The sequence below is a fragment of the Phocoenobacter atlanticus subsp. cyclopteri genome, from assembly GCF_018343795.1.
Lineage (GTDB): Bacteria > Pseudomonadota > Gammaproteobacteria > Enterobacterales > Pasteurellaceae > Phocoenobacter > Phocoenobacter atlanticus.
Genome location: NZ_CP074346.1, coordinates 158,237 through 179,046 on the forward strand (window position 1 = coordinate 158,237; position 20,810 = coordinate 179,046).

Below are 20,810 nucleotides of genomic sequence, written 5' to 3' on the forward strand. Positions count from 1 at the left end.
TACGCCCGTAAAAATTAAATATAGAAAAGATTAGAGAAAATAATGGCATTATTACAAATTGCAGAACCGGGTCAAAGTGTTGAACCACACCAAGCAAAGCTGGCGGTGGGAATTGATTTAGGCACAACGAATTCGTTGGTGGCAAGTGTACGCAGTGGGCAAGCGACCATTTTAAATGATGAACAAGAGCGAGCGTTAATTCCGTCTATCGTGCATTATGCTGATGAACAGAAATCGGTGGGACACGAGGCTTTTGCACAAGCGAGTGTTGATCCGCAAAATACGGTGATTTCTGTGAAACGTTTGATTGGGCGTAGCCTGAGTGATATTCAGCAACGTTACCCAAAATTACCTTATCAGTTTACAGAAAGTGAGAATGGCTTGCCGTTATTATGCACTCGTCAAGGCAACAAAAGCCCTGTTGAGATTTCAAGTGATATTTTAAGTCATCTTAATTATATTGCTGAACAGCGTTTAGCGGGCGAATTATCTGGTGTGGTCATTACTGTGCCAGCCTATTTTGATGATGCACAACGTCAAAGCACCAAAGACGCCGCTCGTTTAGCAGGCTTAAATGTATTACGTCTGTTAAATGAACCAACAGCAGCAGCGATTGCTTATGGCTTGGATAGCACTCAAGAAGGTGTGATTGCAGTTTACGATCTGGGCGGTGGTACTTTTGATATTTCGATTTTACGCCTATCTCGTGGCGTATTTGAAGTGCTAGCAACAGGGGGCGATACCGCATTAGGGGGTGATGATTTTGATCATTTGATTGCAAATTGGATCGTAGAACAATCGCAGATTGCACCAAAGAATAACACCGAGCAACGTGATTTATTAACCCTTGCAATCCAAATCAAAATTGCATTAAGTGAGCAAGAAACGGTAACGGTTAGTTGGAAAGCGTGGCAAGGCGAATTATCAAAATTGCAATTTTCTGATCTAATTAAACCGCTTGTAAAACGCTCTTTGATGACCTGTCGTCGTGCGTTAAAAGACGCTCAAATTTCTAATGATGAAGTGCAACAAGTCGTGATGGTGGGCGGTTCAACCCGTGTGCCTTATGTACGTGAAAAAGTGGGCGAATTTTTTGGAAAAACACCGCTAACTTCCATCGATCCAGATAAAGTGGTGGCACTTGGTGCGGCTATTCAAGCGGATATTTTGGTTGGGAATAAACCTGATTCGGATATGCTATTGCTTGATGTTGTACCACTTTCACTGGGTATTGAAACAATGGGCGGATTGGTGGAAAAAATCATTCCACGCAACACCACCATTCCTGTGGCAAAAGCCCAAGAATTTACCACCTTTAAAGATGGACAAACTGCAATGACGGTTCACGTGGTGCAAGGCGAACGTGAGTTAGTCGCCGATTGCCGTTCATTAGGACGTTTTACATTGCGTGGCATTCCACCGATGGTGGCGGGTGCAGCACATATTCGTGTGACTTATCAAGTGGATGCTGATGGCTTATTAAGTGTAACCGCAATGGAGAAATCCACCAAAGTGCAAGCGTCTATTCAAATTAAACCGTCTTATGGATTAAGCGATGATGAAATCACTCAAATGATCAAATCATCTTTTGAGAATGCTAAGCAAGATATTACGGCTCGTGAATTAGCAGAACAGCGAGTAGAGGCGGATCGTGTGATTGAAAGCGTGATTAACGCATTAAAAGCAGACGGTGTGGAATTATTAAGTGAAGCTGAATTTCATCAAATTGAACAGGTGTTAGCCGAATTGATTGAAATTAAAAAAGGCGAAGATCGTAGTTTGATTGCTCAGGGAATTAAAAAAGTCGATTTAGCCACGCAAGAATTTGCGGCACGACGAATGAATGCGTCTGTGAATAAAGCATTAACAGGAAAATCTGTTAGTGAAGTTGAATAGTATAAAGGAAAGAAAATGCCAAAAATAGTCGTTTTACCCCACGAAGATCTTTGCCCAGAGGGTGATGTAATTGAAGCAAAAGAGGGCGATAACTTACTCAATTTAATGTTAGATAAACATATTGAAGTGGATCACGCCTGTGAAAAATCCTGTGCTTGTACCACTTGCCACTTGATTATTCGTGAAGGCTTTGATTCATTAAATGAAGCCAGCGATCTGGAAGAAGATATGCTTGATAAAGCGTGGGGCTTGGAAATGGATAGCCGTTTGGGTTGTCAATGTATTGTGGGTGATGAAGATTTAGTGGTAGAAATTCCAAAATATACCTTAAACCACGCCAAAGAAGCGGATCACTAAGGAAGAGTAATGAAATTAACTTGGCAAGATACACAAGACATCGCAATCGAGCTTTATGATCGAGATCCCGATTTAGATCCAAAAACAGTGCGTTTCACGGATATGCACCGTTGGATTTGTGAATTAGAAGATTTTGATGATGATCCACAAAAATCGAATGAGAAAATTCTAGAGTCTATTTTATTAAAATGGCTTGATGAATATGATGAGTAAATTTGTAAATTCAATATTCAGTATTGAGACGGGGTATAACGATACCCTGTCTCCTGTGATTACAAAGAATTATTTTTTAGCTTTTAATTCTTTAAATATATAATAACTATTAATGCAGGCAACAAAAATGTTTAAGCCTACCACTGGGTAAGATTTAAGTAGTAACCCATAAATCATAAATAAAATACACCCAATAGTATTAACAAAACGTAATTTAGTCACATCTTTAAGTAAGAAAGAGCAAGACACGGTAATCATTGCCGCATAGCCTAAAATTTCAATATAGTTCATTTTTAATTCTCTTAATAAAAAATAGGAGATCATTATAAAGACATTTGTAACATATTGAAATAGTTATACAAAATAGCAAAGGTTTGCGTAATAAAAACTTATAAAAATAATGGACCTAATGGCGTTTTTGGGATATTAAACTGTTCTGGATAATGCACATCAACCAAATATAACCCGGCTGCTTTTGCGGTTGGAGCAGCTAATTGTCGATCTTTTTGTTCAAGTAACCATTTGATCCATTCAGGTTCTTGATTTTCACAACCTACTTCAATTAAACTCCCCACAATATTTCTGACCATATGATGTACAAAAGCATTTGCTTGGATATCAATAATTACAAATTGTCCACTACGAGTGACAGTTAAATGATGAATATTACGATTTGGGCTATTTGACTGACACTGTGCGGCACGAAATGAGCTAAAATCATTTTCACCCAACAGAAATTGTCCCGCTTGGTGCATTTTTTGATGATCAAGTGGAACATTATAATGGGATATCCCTTTTGGCAGGATTGCAGAGCGAAGGTTATTATTATAGATAATATAACGATAACGGCGAGCTGTAGCACTAAAACGAGCGTGAAAATCGGGTTCAACGTCAATAGACCATTTAACAGAAATATCATCAGGTAGGTGAGCATTCGTTCCAAAACACCAGCTTTTTAAAGGACGATTCACATCTGTTTCAAAATGCACTACTTGTCCTGTACTGTGAACTCCAGAGTCAGTACGTCCTGCACAAAATACCTCAATTGGAGAGTTGGCAATAATAGATAATGCTTTTTCTAATTGTTCTTGAACACTGATAACAGATTGTTGCTTCTGCCAACCAAAATAACGACTTCCGTCATACTCAATACCTAATGCAATTTTCATTTGAATTTATTAAATTATTAACAATAAAAGATATTGTACTACAAGCGGTATGATTTTTTGATATTTTTGCAATTTTTTAACAAAATGTCCCCGCTATCTTTAATCTACAAACTTTCAAATAAGATTAAATTTTATCTAAAAATGGTTTCACGATGAAAATATCAGTTATACTATAGCTTATTCATTACCCAATTAAGAAAAAAACTATGGAAATTGAACTACTTGAAATAAAAAACTTTTTAATTCAATCAGCACCTTTTGATGAATTGCCAGATGATGCGCTTAATGAATTAGTACAAAATATAGAAATTCGTTATTTTCGTGCAGAAACCCCCATTTTAACTTATGGTGAAGAGATTGATTCTTTGTATGTTATTCGTAGTGGAGTAGTGGAGATCTATCGCCGTAATGGTAAACTTTATAACCGTATGTCTGAGGGGCAACTTTTTGGACAGATGGGGCTATTTATGGGCAATAAGGTACGTTTCCCTACTACTGCAGTTGAAGATACCTTAACTTATTGTATTCCTGCTGTACTTTTTCATCGTTTTTGTAATGACTACGAGGTGTTTGCTGATTTTATGGAAGTGGAGGAAACTCAGCGGTTACGTCAAGTTGTGCAAGCAAGTGAAAATAATCTTATTCAATCAAAGGTGAAAACCTTAATTACCCGCCCTGCTGTTATTGTTGATCAAAATACTTCTATTACAGACACGGCAATGTGTATGAAAGAGGAAAATGTTTCAGCTGTTTTAATTGCAGATTTACTTACAACAAATTTAAATGAAGAAGAAAATACAGATCCTTTTATGGGGATTATTACAGACAGGGACTTGTGCACTCGAGTATTGGCAGAAAATATTGACCCGACTACTGCGATTAGTGAAGTAATGTCACCGAGTTTGTATTGTTTAGATGCCAATGCTTATCTGTATGAGGCGATGATGACAATGTTGCGTTATAACATTAACCATTTGCCTATTATGTATAAAGGAGAAGCCATTGGTATTTTGGCAAATAGTGATTTATTGCGTTATGAATCCCAAAATAGCTTATTAATTGTAAATAGTATTTTCCAACAAAATAATGTTGAAGATTTAGCGGTGATTGCTGAACAAGTAAAAGATTGTTTTGTTCGTATGGTACAAGAAGAGGCAAATTCGCATATGGTAGGGAGTGCGATGGCAGTGATTGGGCGTAGTTTTAAACAGCGTTTAGCAGAACTTGCCGAAGAAAAGTTAGGCGAACCACCTGTTCCCTATTGTTTATTAGCACTTGGTTCTATGGCACGTGATGAACAACTGATTGTAACAGATCAGGATAATGCACTGATTCTTGATGAAAGCTATGATCCAACATTACATAATGATTATTTTGAACAACTTTGCCAGTTCATTTGTGATGGTTTAAATGCTTGTGGTTATACTTATTGTACTGGAGATATAATGGCAACAAATCCAGAATGGCGTAAAACCCTTTCACAATGGAAAGAAACTTTTGTAGATTGGATTGATAATCCAGATCCAACTAAATTATTACATAGTTCTATCTTCTTTGATCTCGATGGCGTTTATGGGCGTACTAAATGGGCGGATCAGCTTTATAGTTTTGTTGTTCAACGAGCCAGACGTAATAATGTTTTCCTTGCCGCATTAGCTCATACTGCAGGATTACGTACACCACCACTTGGTTTCTTTAAAAATTTCGTGATGGAAGATGATGGTCGTCATCATAAATCCATTAACTTAAAACGCCGTGGTACAGCTCCTCTTGTTGATTTAATTCGTGTTCACGCACTATCTATCGGTTCTCTTGCTAAAAATTCTTTTGAACGTTTGGAAAATATTATTGAAGAGAGGATTTTACCTCGTAATCAAGGACGTGATTTACAAGATGCGTTAGAATTATTGTCTATTGTTCGTATTCGTCATCAGGCTAATGATATTTTAGAAGAGCAAGAGCCTGATAATAATATTGAACCTGAGGCAATGTCAGATTTTGAACGTCGTAATTTAAAAGACGCATTTTTAGTATTAAGTAATGCACAAAAATTTATTAAATTCCGCTATCCACCAAGACGTAAATATTAGGGTATTCAATGACAATAAAAAATCTCATTATTCATGATGATCAGCTTCCGGCGGATTGGCAAGATTTTTATCAACAGCAGGCGGAACAATCAAAAAATCCGTTATTAAAACAGTTTTATCAAGCGGGTATTATTAATGGAGATACACCACTAAGTGACATAGAATTTGTTGCCCTTGATTTTGAAACAACCGGGTTAGATGCCACGGTTGATGATATTGTCAGTATTGGTTTAATTCCTTTTGATTTAAAGCGTATTTATTGTAATCAAGCAAGGCATTGGATTGTTCGTCCAAAACAAGAATTAGAAGAACAATCTGTGGTTATTCACGGTATTACCCACAGTGATATTTTTAATGCTCCTGATTTACACAAAGTACTAGATGATTTGTTAACTATTCTTGCCAATAAAATTGTGGTAGTGCATTACCGTCCAATTGAACGTCAGTTTTTTAATTCTGCTTTAATGGTGAGAATTAATGAAGGAATTCTATTTCCAGTTGTTGATACAATGCAGATTGAAGGCAATATTCAATATGAAAAAAGATCACTTATTGATCGTTTGTTGGGAAAAAAAATACCTTCTGTTCGACTTGCTAATAGTCGTACTCGCTATGGGTTACCTGCATATTCTGCCCATAATGCTTTAACTGATGCTATTGCTACGGCAGAATTATTACAAGCTCAAATTAGTTATCATTTTTGTGAAAACACCCCTGTTAAAGAGCTTTGGCAATAGTTTCTTATATAGAAGAGCATCCCTGTCGATATATACTAAATTGAATTGTAAATTTTACAAAAAATGTCACCGCTAACACAAATAACCCCAAAAGTTGAACACAACATTTGGGGTTATTTTTTTAACTAGCGTATCTCATCAATACTAAATTTCTATCCTAAGCGTATTTACAAAATACGCCTAAGGATAATTTTTTACCATTGATAATTCACACTTGCAGCGGCACCAGTATGACTTTGAGTATCATGAGTGACGAGTCCTTTCAATATCCAACGTCCATTATCTGAAATAGTAGAAACACCAATAGATAATGCTGACTCTCCTCTAAAGTTACCTACTCCAACCCCAACACTACTCGCTCCTGGATCGTGAGGTTGAGCTAATGCTGCTGCTGCATAAGCCCCTGCAATACCTGCACTCATCGTTCCTTTTAAGTCACCTAATTTCTGAGAAATTTTTGCAACCTCAGCATTAGTTGAATGAAGTTGACTTCCGTTAATCGCATCTGTTGAAGTCTTAGAAATTTCACCCGCTGCCACATTTTGGATACGTCTTTCATCTCCTGCAGCTCCGACAGAAACAACACCATTCGCTGTTGCACCAGCAAATCCACCATAAGTAATGCCACCTACAGTTGCTTATTTAACCGTGCCTTTATCTCCAGCAGTAGTCGTTTTTCCTCTCGTCACTTTTTTACCTTTCGTAGCAGTAAGATTTTTCGTACCCACTTTATTACCTTTAGTGGCAGTAGTTTTATTCCCTAAATAAACAGAGTTTTCAACAGAACCTCCATCTTTAGCGATAGGTTTGTCTCCAGCATCTTTCTCTCCACTGTTATTCACATTATTACCCAATACAAATGTATTTGAGCTATTAATAACATTATCATTACCAATAGAATAACTTCCTTCTACTGCACTTCCATTGATACCAGTCTCAGTAATATAACTTGGGTCACCAAATGCACCTTAATGCTTCGCATCAACAATATTACCAGTACCTACAGCGATTGAATCTTTGGCTGTCGCTTGAGAGCCTTTACCAAAAGCAATGGCATTTTCACCTTTTGCTTTAGCTTGATACCCAATCCCCGTTGAATACTTACCAGATGCCACAGAATCTATAGGATTTTGAGAAGTTCCTTTACCTTTGGTTTTACCATCGTGGGTATGGAAGAATTTAATACCTTGTTCATTCATATTATTGATTGCAGAGATAGTACTATTATTAACAACTGTTGTTTGTCCATCAGCGTCATAGGTTGTTAAAGCAACCGTATTTTTAATTGGATTACCGTCAGTATCTGTTATTTCATCACCCTTTGCATTGGTTGCATTACCATCAGCATCAGTACCACCAACAATTTTATTAATATTGCTAATATTAGTAACATTGGTATTTACATTACCTTGCACAGTAGCCAAATCACCAATTGTAGCAGCATTACTCCATTGTGCCGCACGAGTACCTTCTTTCTTAATATCAAGAATATTTCTACCATCTAAACCACTTTTTATATTGGTAATTCTATCACCACCAACATCTAAACCTTTATTTGTTGAGGTTAGAACAGTATTATTAGTTGTATTACCTATCGTAACTTCAGTAAACTGAACTTTCTCTTTAGTAGAAACCTTTAATGTTCCATTACTATCCATTGATGCACTTAAATTTTTACCTGCTTCAACCGTTAGTGCCTGACCATTTTTGATTAAACTACTTCCAGTATTTCCTGTCACAACATTATTGGTATTGGTCGTTTGTACCGTATGACCAGCATTATTAATCGCAGTTGCAACTTGAGTACCTGTTACAAAACCCGTATTCCCTGTTGCAGCTCCTGTCGTAGCATTGTTATTAATCGTACCAGCCGTTAAACCGATTTCAATATTATTTATGCCATTATCAGGTTTATACTCTACAGTAATACCATTTTTACCTTTAAAGTTTACCGTATCATAAGCTTGAACAAAATCCTTAGCATTACCACCAACTTGTAAATTCCAGCCAGTATTTAAAATATCTTTTACTGTAGCAACAATACCACTTTGATTACCCGTTGGAGCCGTGCCTACTTTTGGATTTGTTGGCGTTGCAATTGTGTCTAATAATCCAGTGATTTTTCGAGTATTTCCATCTATTTTAATCGTCTCCGTACCACCATTATTCACAAATTGTGTACTTGATAAACCTTTTAGATTTTTCGATAATTGTACTTTTAACTTACCAGCATCTTCATTAACGCCAATATTATTGTCGGTTAAATCCGCTGTTGTTGCTCCACCGATAATCTCAAGTTTTTGACCTAATGCTTTATGGATTGCCGTACCATCATCGCCTGCAAAATCAAGTCCTGCTTGTGCGAGTGCTTGTAAATCACCGACTGTAGATGCAGTACTTAAACCGTCAGTTTTAGTCAGCAAATTATTTGTTACTGCTTTAGCGTCAGCTTGATTGATAGCACCTTCACCATTATTATGTCCAATCGTACTCTTAACATTAGCTAAAGTACTTGGATTATTGGTTGTGCCATCAGCATTTTGCATTGAAGCAATAACGTCTGCTGAGTCAATTTCTGCTCCTGATAAATCAGCATTTTCACTAAATTTACCATTTGGTTTTTTATATACTTTTGTGCCATCTTCTTTAGTATAAACCACGGGTAATTGAGCTTTTTCTGTTAATCCTTGAGCATCCAAATTCACTTTAATGGTTGATTTTTTACCATCAGGCGTTGTATTTACTTCAACTGTTGTTCCCGTACCATTTTCAAAGTTTACCGTATCATAAGCTTGAACAAAATCCTTAGCATTACCACCAACTTGTAAATTCCAGCCAGTATTTAAAATATCTTTTACTGTAGCAACAATACCACTTTGATTACCCGTTGGAGCCGTGCCTACTTTTGGATTTGTTGGCGTTGCAATTGTGTCTAATAATCCAGTGATTTTTCGAGTATTTCCATCTATTTTAATCGTCTCCGTACCACCATTATTCACAAATTGTGTACTTGATAAACCTTTTAGATTTTTCGATAATTGTACTTTTAACTTACCAGCATCTTCATTAACGCCAATATTATTGTCGGTTAAATCCGCTGTTGTTGCTCCACCGATAATCTCAAGTTTTTGACCTAATGCTTTATGGATTGCCGTACCATCATCGCCTGCAAAATCAAGTCCTGCTTGTGCGAGTGCTTGTAAATCACCGACTGTAGATGCAGTACTTAAACCGTCAGTTTTAGTCAGCAAATTATTTGTTACTGCTTTAGCGTCAGCTTGATTGATAGCACCTTCACCATTATTATGTCCAATCGTACTCTTAACATTAGCTAAAGTACTTGGATTATTGGTTGTGCCATCAGCATTTTGCATTGAAGCAATAACGTCTGCTGAGTCAATTTCTGCTCCTGATAAATCAGCATTTTCACTAAATTTACCATTTGGTTTTTTATATACTTTTGTGCCATCTTCTTTAGTATAAACCACGGGTAATTGGGCAGTTTGTGCGATACTTTGAGCATCTACATCAAAAGTAATATTGGTCACACCATTGGCTTCAGCAATTACTCTAGCTGTGGTTAAAGTACCATTAACAAAATTAATACTTTCTGTTGGTGTTACTGTTCCTTTAGTTGTACCACGCTCTTGTACATTAAAACCACTATTTATATAGTTATTAAGATTAGTTAAGGCACTGCCTACATTATCTGCTGCAGTTCCAACATTGGTACCTGCCGCATTAACTGTGTTATAAGTCGGTTTAGTATAGGTATTTGTAGCAGAGTTGTAAGAGGCTCCACCACCTAAAGCAGCAGTATTACCTGCAACTTGGTTATTGGTATCAAATAATTGGCTACCATTAACCACATCCTTACTTGTGTCATCAATTGTACCATCTGCAACATTAGTAATTTTATCACCACCTACATTTAAGCCATCTGTTGTAGTAGTTAAATTAGTTTCATTTGTACCATCTGTTAGTTTAATAGACTGAAAATCTGGTGCTTTCTTCATACCAATCAACACTTTTCCATCTTTTACTTCAGTAGTTAGGTTATCCCCTACATAATTAGTATCAGTTAAAGCTTCATTAGTTAAAATAGAAAACTCACTACCTAATTTTTGTTGGCTTCCATCAGTCCCTGTATCCGAATTAGTATCTGCTTTAAAGGTAATTGGTTTTTGAGTTTGATTTTGCAAACTATTAGTAATAGCAAATAATTGACTACCATTAACGGCATCCGTTGATTCAGGGGTAATTTGCCCTGCTGCAACATGCTTAATTTGGCGTTCATAATTTCTAGCACCTACTGAAACCTGATCACCCTCTCCCATAGACTTACCACCAGCAAAACCAGTGTATTCAATAAATTGACCAGGAATAAAATTTCCTGAACTATCTAATTTTCCAACTTTAGCACTTGGTGTACGTATCGCACTATAATATTTTTCATCTTCTGTTTTCGCTTGGTCAGCTGTTAATGATGTTGTTGTTCCACCAGGATTGTTTATCACAATATTTTTAAATTTCAAAGTACCATCAGATTTTCTGACTGTTGGATCAGCCAAAGAAGTGATAGAACCTGCACCTAAGGCAACAGAATTATCTTTTGTTGCCTCGGAACCAATACCAAAAGCAGTAGCCGCAAAACCACCCGCTCTAGCACGTGTTCCTAACGCACTTGCCAAATCACCACCAGCATAAGATTGAACACCTACTGCAATCGTTCCTGCACCTTGTGATGTTGTTTTAATATATAAGGTATTCCTATTTGTAGGGTCAACTAACCATTTCCCCGTTTTTTGTTTATATTTCTTTGCGACGTCAGTACTGTTCCATTTATCAAAATTACCAAGTGAGTCGTTCCATAACGATCCATTATAATTTTTTCTGGCAACACCATTTAAATCATCCCCCCCGATAGCAATAGAAGAATCACCCATTGCGTAAGTGTCTCCACCAATGGCAATTGCTTGCTCCCCTTTTGCCCATGTCTCTTTAGAACCAATTGCCAAACTTTGCTTTTTATCCGCCTTAGCTTTCCAACCAATAGCAAAAGCTAACTCTTCTTCAGCTATTGCTTCTAAACCAATAGCCATAGTACTTTTCTGTTTAGCTTTTGCATCTGAACCGATAGCAATACTTCCTGGCCCCTTAGCCTCTGCTAAAGTACCACCTGTTTTAGAACCTATTGCTATCCCATTACTTTCGTCTGTTGAAGCGTTTTCCAGAGTTGTTCCCGTCGTAGCCGCTATTACTTTCCCACTAATTGCCAACATTATGGCGACTGAAAGTATTTTTAATGAGGTATGAAGCGTTTTACTATCTACTTGAGTACAATGACTACTTCCTTTGCTATAACCCTTAGCCAATTCTGATACTGCTATCCATGTTTGTCTTGTTGTGCAATAAATAATTTTATATGTTTTATTCATAGTAATGATGGAACCTCTATATTTTACAATCAACCGTAATAATTGTAATAATTGTAATAATTGTAATAATTGTAATAATTGTAATAATTGTAATAATTGTAATAATTGTAATAATTATTCGACAAAAAAATCATACAAACAACGCAGTTTTTGTATGATTTTTGTTAAAATAACATTAAGTGCTTTAATAGTCTACAATTAATATATCTTTTTTACACAATTTTGCAGGGCTGCCACAACGCAAAGGGATGTACAAAATTGTAATGCTTTATTTTCAATAAATAAAGAATATGGTATATTTAAAAATTGTTTATAATATTCTCATTTTCATTTGTAAATGAGAATAGTTAAGTAGTATTATGGTATAATGGCAAAACAAGATGTAGATTGTATCACGTTAGACTTATTTGCATCATCTCCTAAAGTGGGGCGTCCTCGTCGTAGTTTGTTAAGTCGAGAGCAGCAAATAAGGATTAATAAACGTAATCAGTTAAGAAGAGATCGCTCGTGTGGTCTAAAGCGAGTGGAATTAAAGCTACATTCTGATCTTGTTTTAGCATTAGAAAAATGCTCAAACGAGCAAAATATAACTCGTAGTCAGCTCATTCAAAGAATTTTAGATGATTACATTAATAAACAATCGATTGATTAAAAGTTAACAAAAAAGATAGGAAATAAAATGGCAGTTGTTGGTTTATTTTACGGTAGTGATACGGGTAATACTGAAGCCGTATCAAAAATGATTCAAGGGCAATTAGGTGCAAATCTTATTGCAGTACACGACATTGCAAAAAGTACTAAGGAAGATATAGAAGCCTATGATTTCTTATTAATTGGTATTCCAACTTGGTATTATGGTGAGTCTCAAGCGGATTGGGATGACTTTATGCCAACTTTACAGGAAATTGATTTCTCAGGAAAAATCATTGGTATTTTTGGTTGTGGCGATCAAGAAGATTATGCGGAATATTTTTGTGATGCGATGGGCACGGTGCGTGATGTTGTTGAACAAAATGGCGGTGTTATTGTTGGGCATTGGTCAACAGAAGGTTATAATTTTGAAGTTTCTCAAGCATTAGTGGATGAAAATACCTTTGTTGGATTATGTATTGATGAAGATCGTCAACCAGAATTAACAGAACAACGAGTACAGAAATGGTGTGAACAATTAAATGATGAAATGTGTCTTTCATCATTAGCTTAATGATTATAAATAAGGAGCATAAAATGTCGGAACAATCTGAACAAAATAAAGAGCTACTGAAAAAAGTGGGTCTGAAAATTACAGAACCACGATTAACTATTCTTGCATTAATGCAAGATTCTCGTGAAAATATGCAACATTTTGCAGCAGAAGACATTTATAAACTTCTCTTAGAACATAAATCTGAGGTTGGTTTAGCGACCGTGTACCGAGTGTTAAATCAATTTGAAGAGGTCGGTATCTTAACTCGTCATAGTTTTGATTCTAATAAAGCCGTTTTTGAGTTGAATTATGATCATCAACACGATCATATTATTTGTAAAGATTGTGGTAAGGTGTTTGAATTTAAAGATGACGAGATTGAGCGTCGTCAAAGAGAAATTAGTCAAAAACACGGTATTGAACTTGAAAAACATAGTCTTTATCTTTATGGAACTTGCAGTGATCTAAGTCATTGTGATAATAAAGAAAAATAGTATTTTTTATTCTCTTTATACTTAATTATTTGAGCATAAGCGGTGAGATTTTGTAAACAAATTACAAGATCGTACCGCTTCTATTGTTTTATTTGGTACCCATTTATGTCAGAAAATACAACCTCTATTCCTCAAGTTGAAACAGCCAAAGTTCGTCCTCCTCGTAAAATTTCGATATTTTGGTTACTCCCTGTTATTGCCTTTATTATTGGTGCATTATTATTTTTTCAGATTTTGAAAGAAAGAGGCGAAATTATCACTCTTCATTTCACCGATGGTGCAGGTATTACAGCAAAGAAAACACCAATTAGGTATCAAGGATTGCAAATTGGATTGGTAAAGAAAGTCAGTTTTTCTGAAGATTTGAAAAATGTTGATGTGATTGCTGAAATTACACCTGAAGCATCATCATTATTACGTGAAGATACTAAGTTTTGGTTAGTTCAACCTTCTGTTTCTTTAGCGGGTGTTTCTGGATTAGATTCTATTGTATCAGGAAATTATATTACGCTTTTACCTGGAACAGGAGATGAGGCAGATGAATTTATTGCGGAATTAGAACCTCCTGTTGCTCCTGTTACGGCAGGAGATTTATTGATTAAGCTAGTTTCTGATGATTTAGGCTCTATTTCTATCGGATCAAATGTTTATTTTAAAAAAGTACCGGTTGGAAGTATTTTAAGTTATCGTTTTACTGAAGATCAACAACAAGTTGAGATTGATGTAATGATAAAGAAAAAATATGCCAACTTGGTGAAGAAAAATAGCCATTTTTGGAATATTAGTGGTATTAATGCAACATTAGATTTATCAGGGGTATCTATTGCAATAGATAGTATTCAATCTGTTGTTCAAGGTGCAATTGCCTTTGATTCTCCTAAGGATGATACGCAACAAGCTGTTCAAAACCAGCATTATACTTTGTATAAAAATTTAAAAGCAGCAAACAGAGGGATTGAAGTGGATGTTCTATTGCCTCTTCATTCTTCTGTTAAAGTTAATGAAACGGCACTCTTTTACCAAAATACGAAAATTGGGGTGTTAGCTGAATTAGATCCTATTGATACTAGTATGGAACAAAAAGTATTAAAGGGTAAATTATTACTTAATCCAAACTATACACACTTATTACGTTCAGGAACCACTATTTTATTAAAAGAACCTCAGTTTGGTTTAAATAAACAACAGATAACAAAATTAAATGAATTAGTGAGAGGCAATTTTTTTGATGTTGTAAAAGTGGGTGAGGGTGAGGAATTAAATACATTTAGCATTCAAAAAGAAGCTGATTATTTATTAAGCCGTCCAGATGTGTTGGGTTTAACCTTAGTTGCTTCGCAATCTTATGGAGTAGACAAAGGGCAAGGTATTTACTATAACGATATTCAAATTGGTGAAATTTTAGAACGAAATGTCACCTTGAAAAATGTCAGTTTTAAGGTAATGATTTATCCAGAATATCGTCGTTTTATTGCTAAAAACAGTCAGTTTGTCTCTATTTCTCATTTTGATCTCTCTGCTAATATGGATGGCGTGCAGTTTAAATCCGCTTCACCAACAGAATGGTTAAAGGGGGGGATTAGAATGTTAGTTGAAGAACCAAAAGGTAAGCCTCTTGATTCTTATCCTCTTTATGAAAATAGAGAAAATGCACAACAAGGGATTATTGATACACAAAAGCGTGTAACAAAGGTATTGTCTGCCAAAAAAGTATCAGGAATAAATAAAGGTTCGGTAATACTTTATAATGATTTTCAAGTCGGTGAAGTGTTGGATATTACACCAAAAGCAGAGCAATTTGAAATAGCATTATTTATCATACCTAAATATCGTCATTTATTTACTAATAAAAGTCGCTTTTGGATTGAGCCTGCCACAGCGATTGATATTTCAACAAAAGGAATAAATATTCAAGCAGCCCCTCTTATGAGAACTTTAAAGGGAGCAATTAGTTTTGATAATAAAGGAGGTAAGCAAAGTAATACCCTTTATGAAAATTATGATAAAGTTTTTGCTGGAAATTCTTGTATTACCTTAATTACCAAAGATGCCGCTAAATTAAGTGAAGGTATGCCAATTAAATATATGGGATTAACCATTGGTCACATTAAAACCTTAAAATTAGAAAATGCAAAAAAACGTATTAAAGTGACCGCTTCCATTAAGAGTAAATATTATGGGATTGTGGCACGATCAGGCAGTGTATTTAAGGCGATCTCTCCACAAATTAATAGTTCAGGATTTAAGCATTTAGATGCAGTACTACAAAATTATATTGATGTTAATGCAGGTACGGGAAAACGTAAAACTTGGTTTACCTTAGTGGATAATGATGTCACTAAAACAGAATATCAAGGTGGCTTCCCTATTGTATTAGAAACCAGTAATGCCAATGGTTTGAGTGTAGATACGCCTGTATTTTATAGAGGCTTACAAGTGGGGATTGTTGATCGTGTAAAATTAAGTGAATTAGGGGATCGTGTCTTTTTATATGTACGAATTAGTTATAAATATCGTCATTTAGTGCGTAAAAATAGTCAGTTCTGGGAATCTTCTGGCTACACAATGAACGTAGGATTAAATGGAGCAACCATTAGTTCTGGTACAATGTCCCAATTAATGAATGGCGGTATTTCATTTTCTACGCCATCAGGTAAAATAGTGAGTTCAAAAGCTAAAGCTAATCAGCATTTTATTCTACAACCTAACCCACCTAAAGGTGCGGCAGAGTGGAATCAAGGTGCATATTAACATTTGTAAAATTAGGAGAGCAACAAGCGGTCAGATGAGAATGAAAATTTGCAAATTATTACAAAAATCATACCGCTATAAGGGTATTCAATGATAAAGCAATTATTTGAGTGGTTTGAAAATCGTATTGAACCTTATCCTAAAAATGATCCTATAACACCAAAGTCGGGGTTAGTACCTTTTATCTTTGATGCCACTAAGGGTATGCGGATTTATATTTTTTTAATGATGCTAATGACGGCGGGGATTGGTGTCACAGAAGGATTGTTGTTTCAATTTATTGGTAACTTAGTCGATTGGGTCAGCACCCTTTCTCCTTCCCAAGTATGGCAGACTAAAAAAACATCGATTTTATTTATGTTATTTGTGGTTTGTTTAGGATTTTTGTTTACTTTCTTTAATGCGAGTTTACGTTTTCAAACTTTGCAAGGCGTATTTCCAATGCGTTTACGATGGAATTTTCATCGTTTAATGCTTGGGCAAAGTATGGGATTTTATCAAGATGAGTTTGCAGGTCGTGTTTCAGCCAAAGTAATGCAAACTGCCTTAGCCGTACGTGATTCTGTGATTACGCTTTCAGGCGTGATTGTTCAAATTTCTGTTTATTTGATTACTTCCAGTATTATTTTAGTTCAGTTTGATAGTTGGTTTTTACTGCCTTTTGGCGTATGGCTAGTTGGACTGCTTCTCATTATGCGAAATTTTATTCCTAAGTTGGGAAAAGCCTCTCAAGAGCAATCAGATGCACGAAGTTTAATGACTGGTCGTATAACAGACACTTATGCCAATATTGCAACAGTAAAATTGTTTTCGCACGGTCAAAGAGAAGCAAAATATGTAAAAACCTCAATGCAGGAATTTATGCTAACCGTACATAAACAAATGCGTTTAGTCACTTCAATTGAGGCATTGCATTATATCAATAGTATGTGGCTCGTGGTTTCAACGGCAACAATGGGGTTAGTGCTTTGGTATAATGGCTTTGTGACAGCTGGAGCTATTGCAACAGCAACGGCATTGGCGTTACGTATTAAAGGATTATCACAATGGATTATGTGGGAAGCGGCTCGTTTATTTGAAAATTTAGGGACAGTTCAAGATGGAATGAACACCATTTCAAAACCTCATTTTATTAAAGATAAAGAAAATGCCACAGAACTTAAAGTATTTAAGGGTGAGATTACCTTTGAACATATTGACTTTGCTTATGATAAAGAAAATCCACTATTACAAGATTTTAATCTGCATATTAAAGCGAGCGAAAAAGTAGGAATAGTTGGGCGAAGTGGTGCAGGTAAGTCGACACTCACTAATCTATTATTACGTTTTTATGATATTCAAAATGGAGATATCAAAATTGATGGTCAAAATATTTATGATGTAACTCAAGATAGTTTACGATCACAAATTGGTTTAGTAACTCAAGATACCTCATTATTACATCGTTCAGTGAAAGAAAATTTACTTTATGGACGACCAGAGGCTACGGAACAAGAAATGGAAAAAGCAGCACAAAAAGCCGCTGCTGATGAGTTTATTGCTACACTGAGTGATGCCAAAGGCAGAACGGGTTATGATACTTATGTTGGAGAACGTGGTGTTAAGTTATCAGGAGGACAACGTCAGCGAATTGCAATTGCTCGGGTAATGTTAAAAGACGCACCAATTTTATTATTGGATGAGGCAACCAGTGCTTTAGATTCTGAAGTTGAAGCAGCTATTCAAGAGAATTTAGCCGAATTAATGGAAGGTAAAACCGTGTTAGCGATTGCTCATCGTTTATCGACCATTATGGCAATGGATCGTTTAATTGTACTGGATCAAGGAAAAATTATAGAGCAAGGCACTCATAATGAATTATTGGCTAAAAAAGGTGTCTATGCCAAACTGTGGGATCATCAAAGTGGTGGTTTTTTAGCAGATGATGGAAAAATAGAATAAATAATAAAATATTAAATATAAAGTCGGACAATATCAAAAAAACAATGATTAAATTAAATTTAAACACAATTGCTAATATTTTAGCCGCTCGTTTAGTGGGTGATAAAAATATTAGTGTGGACAACCTTTTTATTGAGAATATAAGTACTGATACTCGTCAAGCGATTGCAAAGGGACTATTTTTTGCATTAAAAGGTGAAAATTTTGATGCACATAACTATTTATCACAAGCTGTTAAACAGGGTTGTGTAGCCGTTGTGGTTGAGCGAGAAATGGACGTGAATGTTCCTCAACTGATCGTTGAGGATACTGCTTTGGCATTAGGAAAGTTAGGGAAGTGGTTAAAAGCAAAAATTAATCCTAAAACAGTAGCGATTACTGGATCATCTGGTAAAACAACGGTTAAAGAAATGGTTGCAAAAATTTTGCAAAATGTGACCGCTTGTTCTGATGAAGTTTTGTTTACCTTTGGTAATTTAAATAACGATTTAGGTGTGCCTTTAACCTTGTTACGTTTAAATGAAAAGCATAAATTTGCTATCGTTGAATTGGGGGCTAATCATTTAGGTGAAATTGCTTATACTGTTGATTTGGTGAAACCAGATGCCTGTTTAATTAATAATGTAACAGCGGCTCATTTAGAGGGATTTGGTTCCCTTGAAGGTGTTGCAGAAGCAAAAAGTGAAATTTATCAAGGTTTAGCAGATGATGGCACTGCGATTGTTAATTTAGATTATCCACAATGGCGAAATCTATGGCAACAAAGGATCATAAATAGAAAGACACAAACTTTCTCAGCTAATGATCAGTCAGCAGATTTTTATGCAAAAAATATTCAATTAACCTTAAGTGGTGCAAATTTTATTTTAGGCACACCACAAGGCGAAATTGAAATTCATTCATCTTATTTGGGCGAACATAATATTAGCAATGCATTAGCTGCTGCCTCTTTAGCAATGGCTGTTGGGGCAGATTTAAAGGCTATCAAATCAGGGCTTGAACAACATTCAAAAGTAAAAGGGCGTTTGTATCCTATTGAAATAAATGAAAATTTATTATTGATTGATGATACTTATAATGCCAATGTGGGTTCATTAAAATCTGCTATTTCAGTATTAAAAAATTATCCTGCATTTAGGATTTTAGCCGTGGCGGATATGGGTGAATTAGGCAGTGAAAGTAAACAATGTCACCAACAAGTCGCTGATTTTGTGAAAGAGGCAAAGCTTGATTTAGTGGTTTCATTTGGTAAAGAGAGTGCAGTAATTAGCAATAACCCTGCTCATCATTTTACTGAAAAACAAACAATTTGTGACTTTTTAATGCCAATAATTTTGCAAAAATCACAACAAAAGCAACCGCTTGTATTATTGGCAAAAGGCTCTCGTAGTCAAAAAATGGAAGAGCTTATCGCTCTTTTAGTTGAACAATTAAAGAATAAGGATAAACAATGTTAGTTTGGCTTGCAGAATATTTAGTGCAATATAACACCGCTTTTCACGTGGTTTCATACATCACATTTCGTGCCATTATGGCGTTATTAACCGCAATGGGGATTGGTTTATGGATTGGACCAAAAGTTATTCGTCGTTTACAAATCTTAAAATTTGGGCAAGAAGTACGTAATGAAGGGCCAGAAAGCCACTATAAAAAACGTGGTACACCGACAATGGGTGGAATTATCATTCTGTTTGCGATTGGCGTAAGCACCTTGTTATGGGCAAATTTAGCCAACCCTTATGTGTGGTTTGTGATGTTCGTTCTCTTTGGTTATGGCGTAGTTGGTTTTGTGGACGATTACTGGAAAATCACACGTCAAAGCACTGACGGCTTAATCGCTCGCTGGAAATATTTTTGGCTTTCAGTCATCGCATTAGTCGCTATTTTTGGTATGTACGCTATCGGCAAAGACACTGCCGCAACACAATTAGTCGTACCATTCTTTAAAGAATTTATGCCACAGTTAGGGATTTTCTACATCGTTTTAGGCTATTTTGTGATTGTGGGTACGAGTAATGCAGTAAATCTAACCGACGGTTTAGACGGTCTAGCCATCGTCCCAACTATTATGGTTGCAGCCGCATTTGGCTTGATTGCGTGGGCGACAGGGAATATCAACTTCGCACAATACTTACACATTCCATTTATCAAATTTAGTGGTGAATTAGCGGTTGTTTGTACCGCCATTGTCGGAGCAGGACTTGGTTTCCTATGGTACAACACCTACCCCGCATTAGTCTTTATGGGAGATGTCGGCTCACTTTCATTAGGCGGAGCATTGGGCGTTATCGCCATTTTAGTTCGCCAAGAATTGTTACTTGTTATTATGGGCGGTGTGTTTGTCGTAGAAACCCTTTCTGTTCTTTTACAAGTTGGGTCATTTAAATTACGTGGAAAACGCATTTTCAGAATGGCACCTATTCATCACCACTTCGAACTAAAAGGCTGGCCAGAACCACGTGTAATTATGCGATTTTGGATTATTACGCTGATGTTGGTATTGGTGGGGTTAGTGACGTTGAAGTTGAGATAGGTTGT

Annotated in this window: 16 protein-coding genes and 1 pseudogene; 12 read left to right on the forward strand and 5 right to left on the reverse strand. The window is 36.0% G+C overall.

What is annotated here, in order from left to right; translation table 11 throughout:
• Window positions 1–42: 42 nt before the first annotated feature.
• From hscA to iscX, 3 genes are read left to right on the forward strand one after another with little or no spacing between them, the layout of a single operon-like run.
• The gene (gene hscA, locus KGI96_RS00765; RefSeq protein ID WP_211597743.1) at window positions 43–1,896 is read left to right on the forward strand and encodes a Fe-S protein assembly chaperone HscA; all 1,854 of its coding nucleotides are present in this window, start codon (window positions 43–45) and stop codon (window positions 1,894–1,896) included.
• Between the two features lie 15 nt (window positions 1,897–1,911).
• Entirely contained in the window at window positions 1,912–2,253 is a 342-nt protein-coding gene (gene fdx, locus KGI96_RS00770) for an ISC system 2Fe-2S type ferredoxin (protein WP_211597744.1), read from the forward strand.
• 9 nt (window positions 2,254–2,262) lie between these two features.
• Window positions 2,263–2,466: a Fe-S cluster assembly protein IscX gene (gene iscX, locus KGI96_RS00775; RefSeq protein ID WP_211597745.1), complete on the forward strand. Its 204-nt coding sequence runs from the start codon at window positions 2,263–2,265 to the stop codon at window positions 2,464–2,466.
• A 69-nt stretch (window positions 2,467–2,535) separates the two neighbouring features.
• On the opposite strand, the pseudogene KGI96_RS00780 reads toward iscX, so the two are convergent.
• Both KGI96_RS00780 and truA read right to left on the reverse strand, forming a co-directional pair.
• Window positions 2,536–2,796: pseudogene (locus KGI96_RS00780) on the reverse strand (hypothetical protein); the annotation flags it as partial.
• Window positions 2,797–2,855: 59 nt separating this feature from the next.
• Window positions 2,856–3,635 (reverse strand): tRNA pseudouridine(38-40) synthase TruA, encoded by a 780-nt coding sequence (gene truA, locus KGI96_RS00785; RefSeq protein ID WP_211597747.1) that lies wholly within the window; start codon window positions 3,633–3,635, stop codon window positions 2,856–2,858.
• A 206-nt stretch (window positions 3,636–3,841) separates the two neighbouring features.
• Here truA and KGI96_RS00790 point away from each other — a divergent pair, with 206 nt between their 5' ends.
• A complete protein-coding gene (locus tag KGI96_RS00790; RefSeq protein ID WP_211597748.1) occupies window positions 3,842–5,725 on the forward strand; it encodes a DUF294 nucleotidyltransferase-like domain-containing protein in 1,884 nt (627 codons plus the stop codon).
• 8 nt (window positions 5,726–5,733) lie between these two features.
• Window positions 5,734–6,462: a 3'-5' exonuclease gene (locus KGI96_RS00795; RefSeq protein ID WP_211597749.1), complete on the forward strand. Its 729-nt coding sequence runs from the start codon at window positions 5,734–5,736 to the stop codon at window positions 6,460–6,462.
• Window positions 6,463–6,656: 194 nt separating this feature from the next.
• Here KGI96_RS00795 and KGI96_RS00800 read toward each other — a convergent pair whose 3' ends face one another.
• From KGI96_RS00800 to KGI96_RS00810, 3 genes are all read right to left on the reverse strand, one after another.
• Window positions 6,657–7,001 carry a YadA C-terminal domain-containing protein gene (locus KGI96_RS00800; RefSeq protein WP_211597750.1) on the reverse strand — a complete coding sequence of 115 codons (345 nt, stop codon included), beginning with the start codon at window positions 6,999–7,001 and terminating at the stop codon, window positions 6,657–6,659.
• A gap of 99 nt (window positions 7,002–7,100) precedes the next feature.
• On the reverse strand, window positions 7,101–7,304 hold the full coding sequence (locus tag KGI96_RS00805; protein WP_211597751.1) for a hypothetical protein: 204 nt from the start codon (window positions 7,302–7,304) through the stop codon (window positions 7,101–7,103).
• Window positions 7,305–7,430: 126 nt separating this feature from the next.
• Window positions 7,431–11,900 carry an ESPR-type extended signal peptide-containing protein gene (locus KGI96_RS00810; RefSeq protein WP_213156509.1) on the reverse strand — a complete coding sequence of 1,490 codons (4,470 nt, stop codon included), beginning with the start codon at window positions 11,898–11,900 and terminating at the stop codon, window positions 7,431–7,433.
• Between the two features lie 367 nt (window positions 11,901–12,267).
• On the opposite strand from KGI96_RS00810, the gene ybfE reads away from it, so the two are divergent.
• The 7 genes from ybfE (at window position 12,268) to mraY (ending at window position 20,805) form a co-directional block, all read left to right on the forward strand.
• Window positions 12,268–12,552, forward strand: a complete 285-nt coding sequence (ybfE, locus tag KGI96_RS00815) for a LexA regulated protein (RefSeq protein ID WP_211597753.1) — start codon at window positions 12,268–12,270, stop codon at window positions 12,550–12,552.
• Between the two features lie 27 nt (window positions 12,553–12,579).
• Window positions 12,580–13,104: a flavodoxin FldA gene (fldA, locus tag KGI96_RS00820; RefSeq protein ID WP_211597754.1), complete on the forward strand. Its 525-nt coding sequence runs from the start codon at window positions 12,580–12,582 to the stop codon at window positions 13,102–13,104.
• A gap of 23 nt (window positions 13,105–13,127) precedes the next feature.
• Window positions 13,128–13,580 carry a ferric iron uptake transcriptional regulator gene (gene fur, locus KGI96_RS00825; RefSeq protein WP_211597755.1) on the forward strand — a complete coding sequence of 151 codons (453 nt, stop codon included), beginning with the start codon at window positions 13,128–13,130 and terminating at the stop codon, window positions 13,578–13,580.
• A 105-nt stretch (window positions 13,581–13,685) separates the two neighbouring features.
• On the forward strand, window positions 13,686–16,331 hold the full coding sequence (locus KGI96_RS00830) for a PqiB family protein (protein ID WP_211597756.1): 2,646 nt from the start codon (window positions 13,686–13,688) through the stop codon (window positions 16,329–16,331).
• Between the two features lie 90 nt (window positions 16,332–16,421).
• Window positions 16,422–18,272 (forward strand): ABC transporter ATP-binding protein, encoded by a 1,851-nt coding sequence (locus tag KGI96_RS00835; protein ID WP_211597757.1) that lies wholly within the window; start codon window positions 16,422–16,424, stop codon window positions 18,270–18,272.
• A gap of 44 nt (window positions 18,273–18,316) precedes the next feature.
• A complete protein-coding gene (gene murF / locus KGI96_RS00840) occupies window positions 18,317–19,729 on the forward strand; it encodes a UDP-N-acetylmuramoyl-tripeptide--D-alanyl-D-alanine ligase (protein WP_211597758.1) in 1,413 nt (470 codons plus the stop codon).
• The gene (mraY, locus tag KGI96_RS00845; protein WP_211597759.1) at window positions 19,723–20,805 is read left to right on the forward strand and encodes a phospho-N-acetylmuramoyl-pentapeptide-transferase; all 1,083 of its coding nucleotides are present in this window, start codon (window positions 19,723–19,725) and stop codon (window positions 20,803–20,805) included. Before murF ends, mraY begins: the two co-directional genes overlap by 7 nt.
• Window positions 20,806–20,810: the final 5 nt, after the last annotated feature.

What these genes read in the sequence shown, in the direction of transcription:
- hscA (WP_211597743.1), top strand. Translation starts at nt 43, where the DNA reads ATGGCATTATTACAAATTGCAGAACCGGGTCAAAGTGTTGAACCACAC.
- fdx (WP_211597744.1), top strand. Translation starts at nt 1,912, where the DNA reads ATGCCAAAAATAGTCGTTTTACCCCACGAAGATCTTTGCCCAGAGGGT.
- iscX (WP_211597745.1), top strand. Translation starts at nt 2,263, where the DNA reads ATGAAATTAACTTGGCAAGATACACAAGACATCGCAATCGAGCTTTAT.
- truA (WP_211597747.1), bottom strand. Translation starts at nt 3,635, where the DNA reads ATGAAAATTGCATTAGGTATTGAGTATGACGGAAGTCGTTATTTTGGT.
- KGI96_RS00790 (WP_211597748.1), top strand. Translation starts at nt 3,842, where the DNA reads ATGGAAATTGAACTACTTGAAATAAAAAACTTTTTAATTCAATCAGCA.
- KGI96_RS00795 (WP_211597749.1), top strand. Translation starts at nt 5,734, where the DNA reads ATGACAATAAAAAATCTCATTATTCATGATGATCAGCTTCCGGCGGAT.
- KGI96_RS00810 (WP_213156509.1), bottom strand. Translation starts at nt 11,900, where the DNA reads ATGAATAAAACATATAAAATTATTTATTGCACAACAAGACAAACATGG.
- ybfE (WP_211597753.1), top strand. Translation starts at nt 12,268, where the DNA reads ATGGCAAAACAAGATGTAGATTGTATCACGTTAGACTTATTTGCATCA.
- fldA (WP_211597754.1), top strand. Translation starts at nt 12,580, where the DNA reads ATGGCAGTTGTTGGTTTATTTTACGGTAGTGATACGGGTAATACTGAA.
- fur (WP_211597755.1), top strand. Translation starts at nt 13,128, where the DNA reads ATGTCGGAACAATCTGAACAAAATAAAGAGCTACTGAAAAAAGTGGGT.
- KGI96_RS00830 (WP_211597756.1), top strand. Translation starts at nt 13,686, where the DNA reads ATGTCAGAAAATACAACCTCTATTCCTCAAGTTGAAACAGCCAAAGTT.
- KGI96_RS00835 (WP_211597757.1), top strand. Translation starts at nt 16,422, where the DNA reads ATGATAAAGCAATTATTTGAGTGGTTTGAAAATCGTATTGAACCTTAT.
- murF (WP_211597758.1), top strand. Translation starts at nt 18,317, where the DNA reads ATGATTAAATTAAATTTAAACACAATTGCTAATATTTTAGCCGCTCGT.
- mraY (WP_211597759.1), top strand. Translation starts at nt 19,723, where the DNA reads ATGTTAGTTTGGCTTGCAGAATATTTAGTGCAATATAACACCGCTTTT.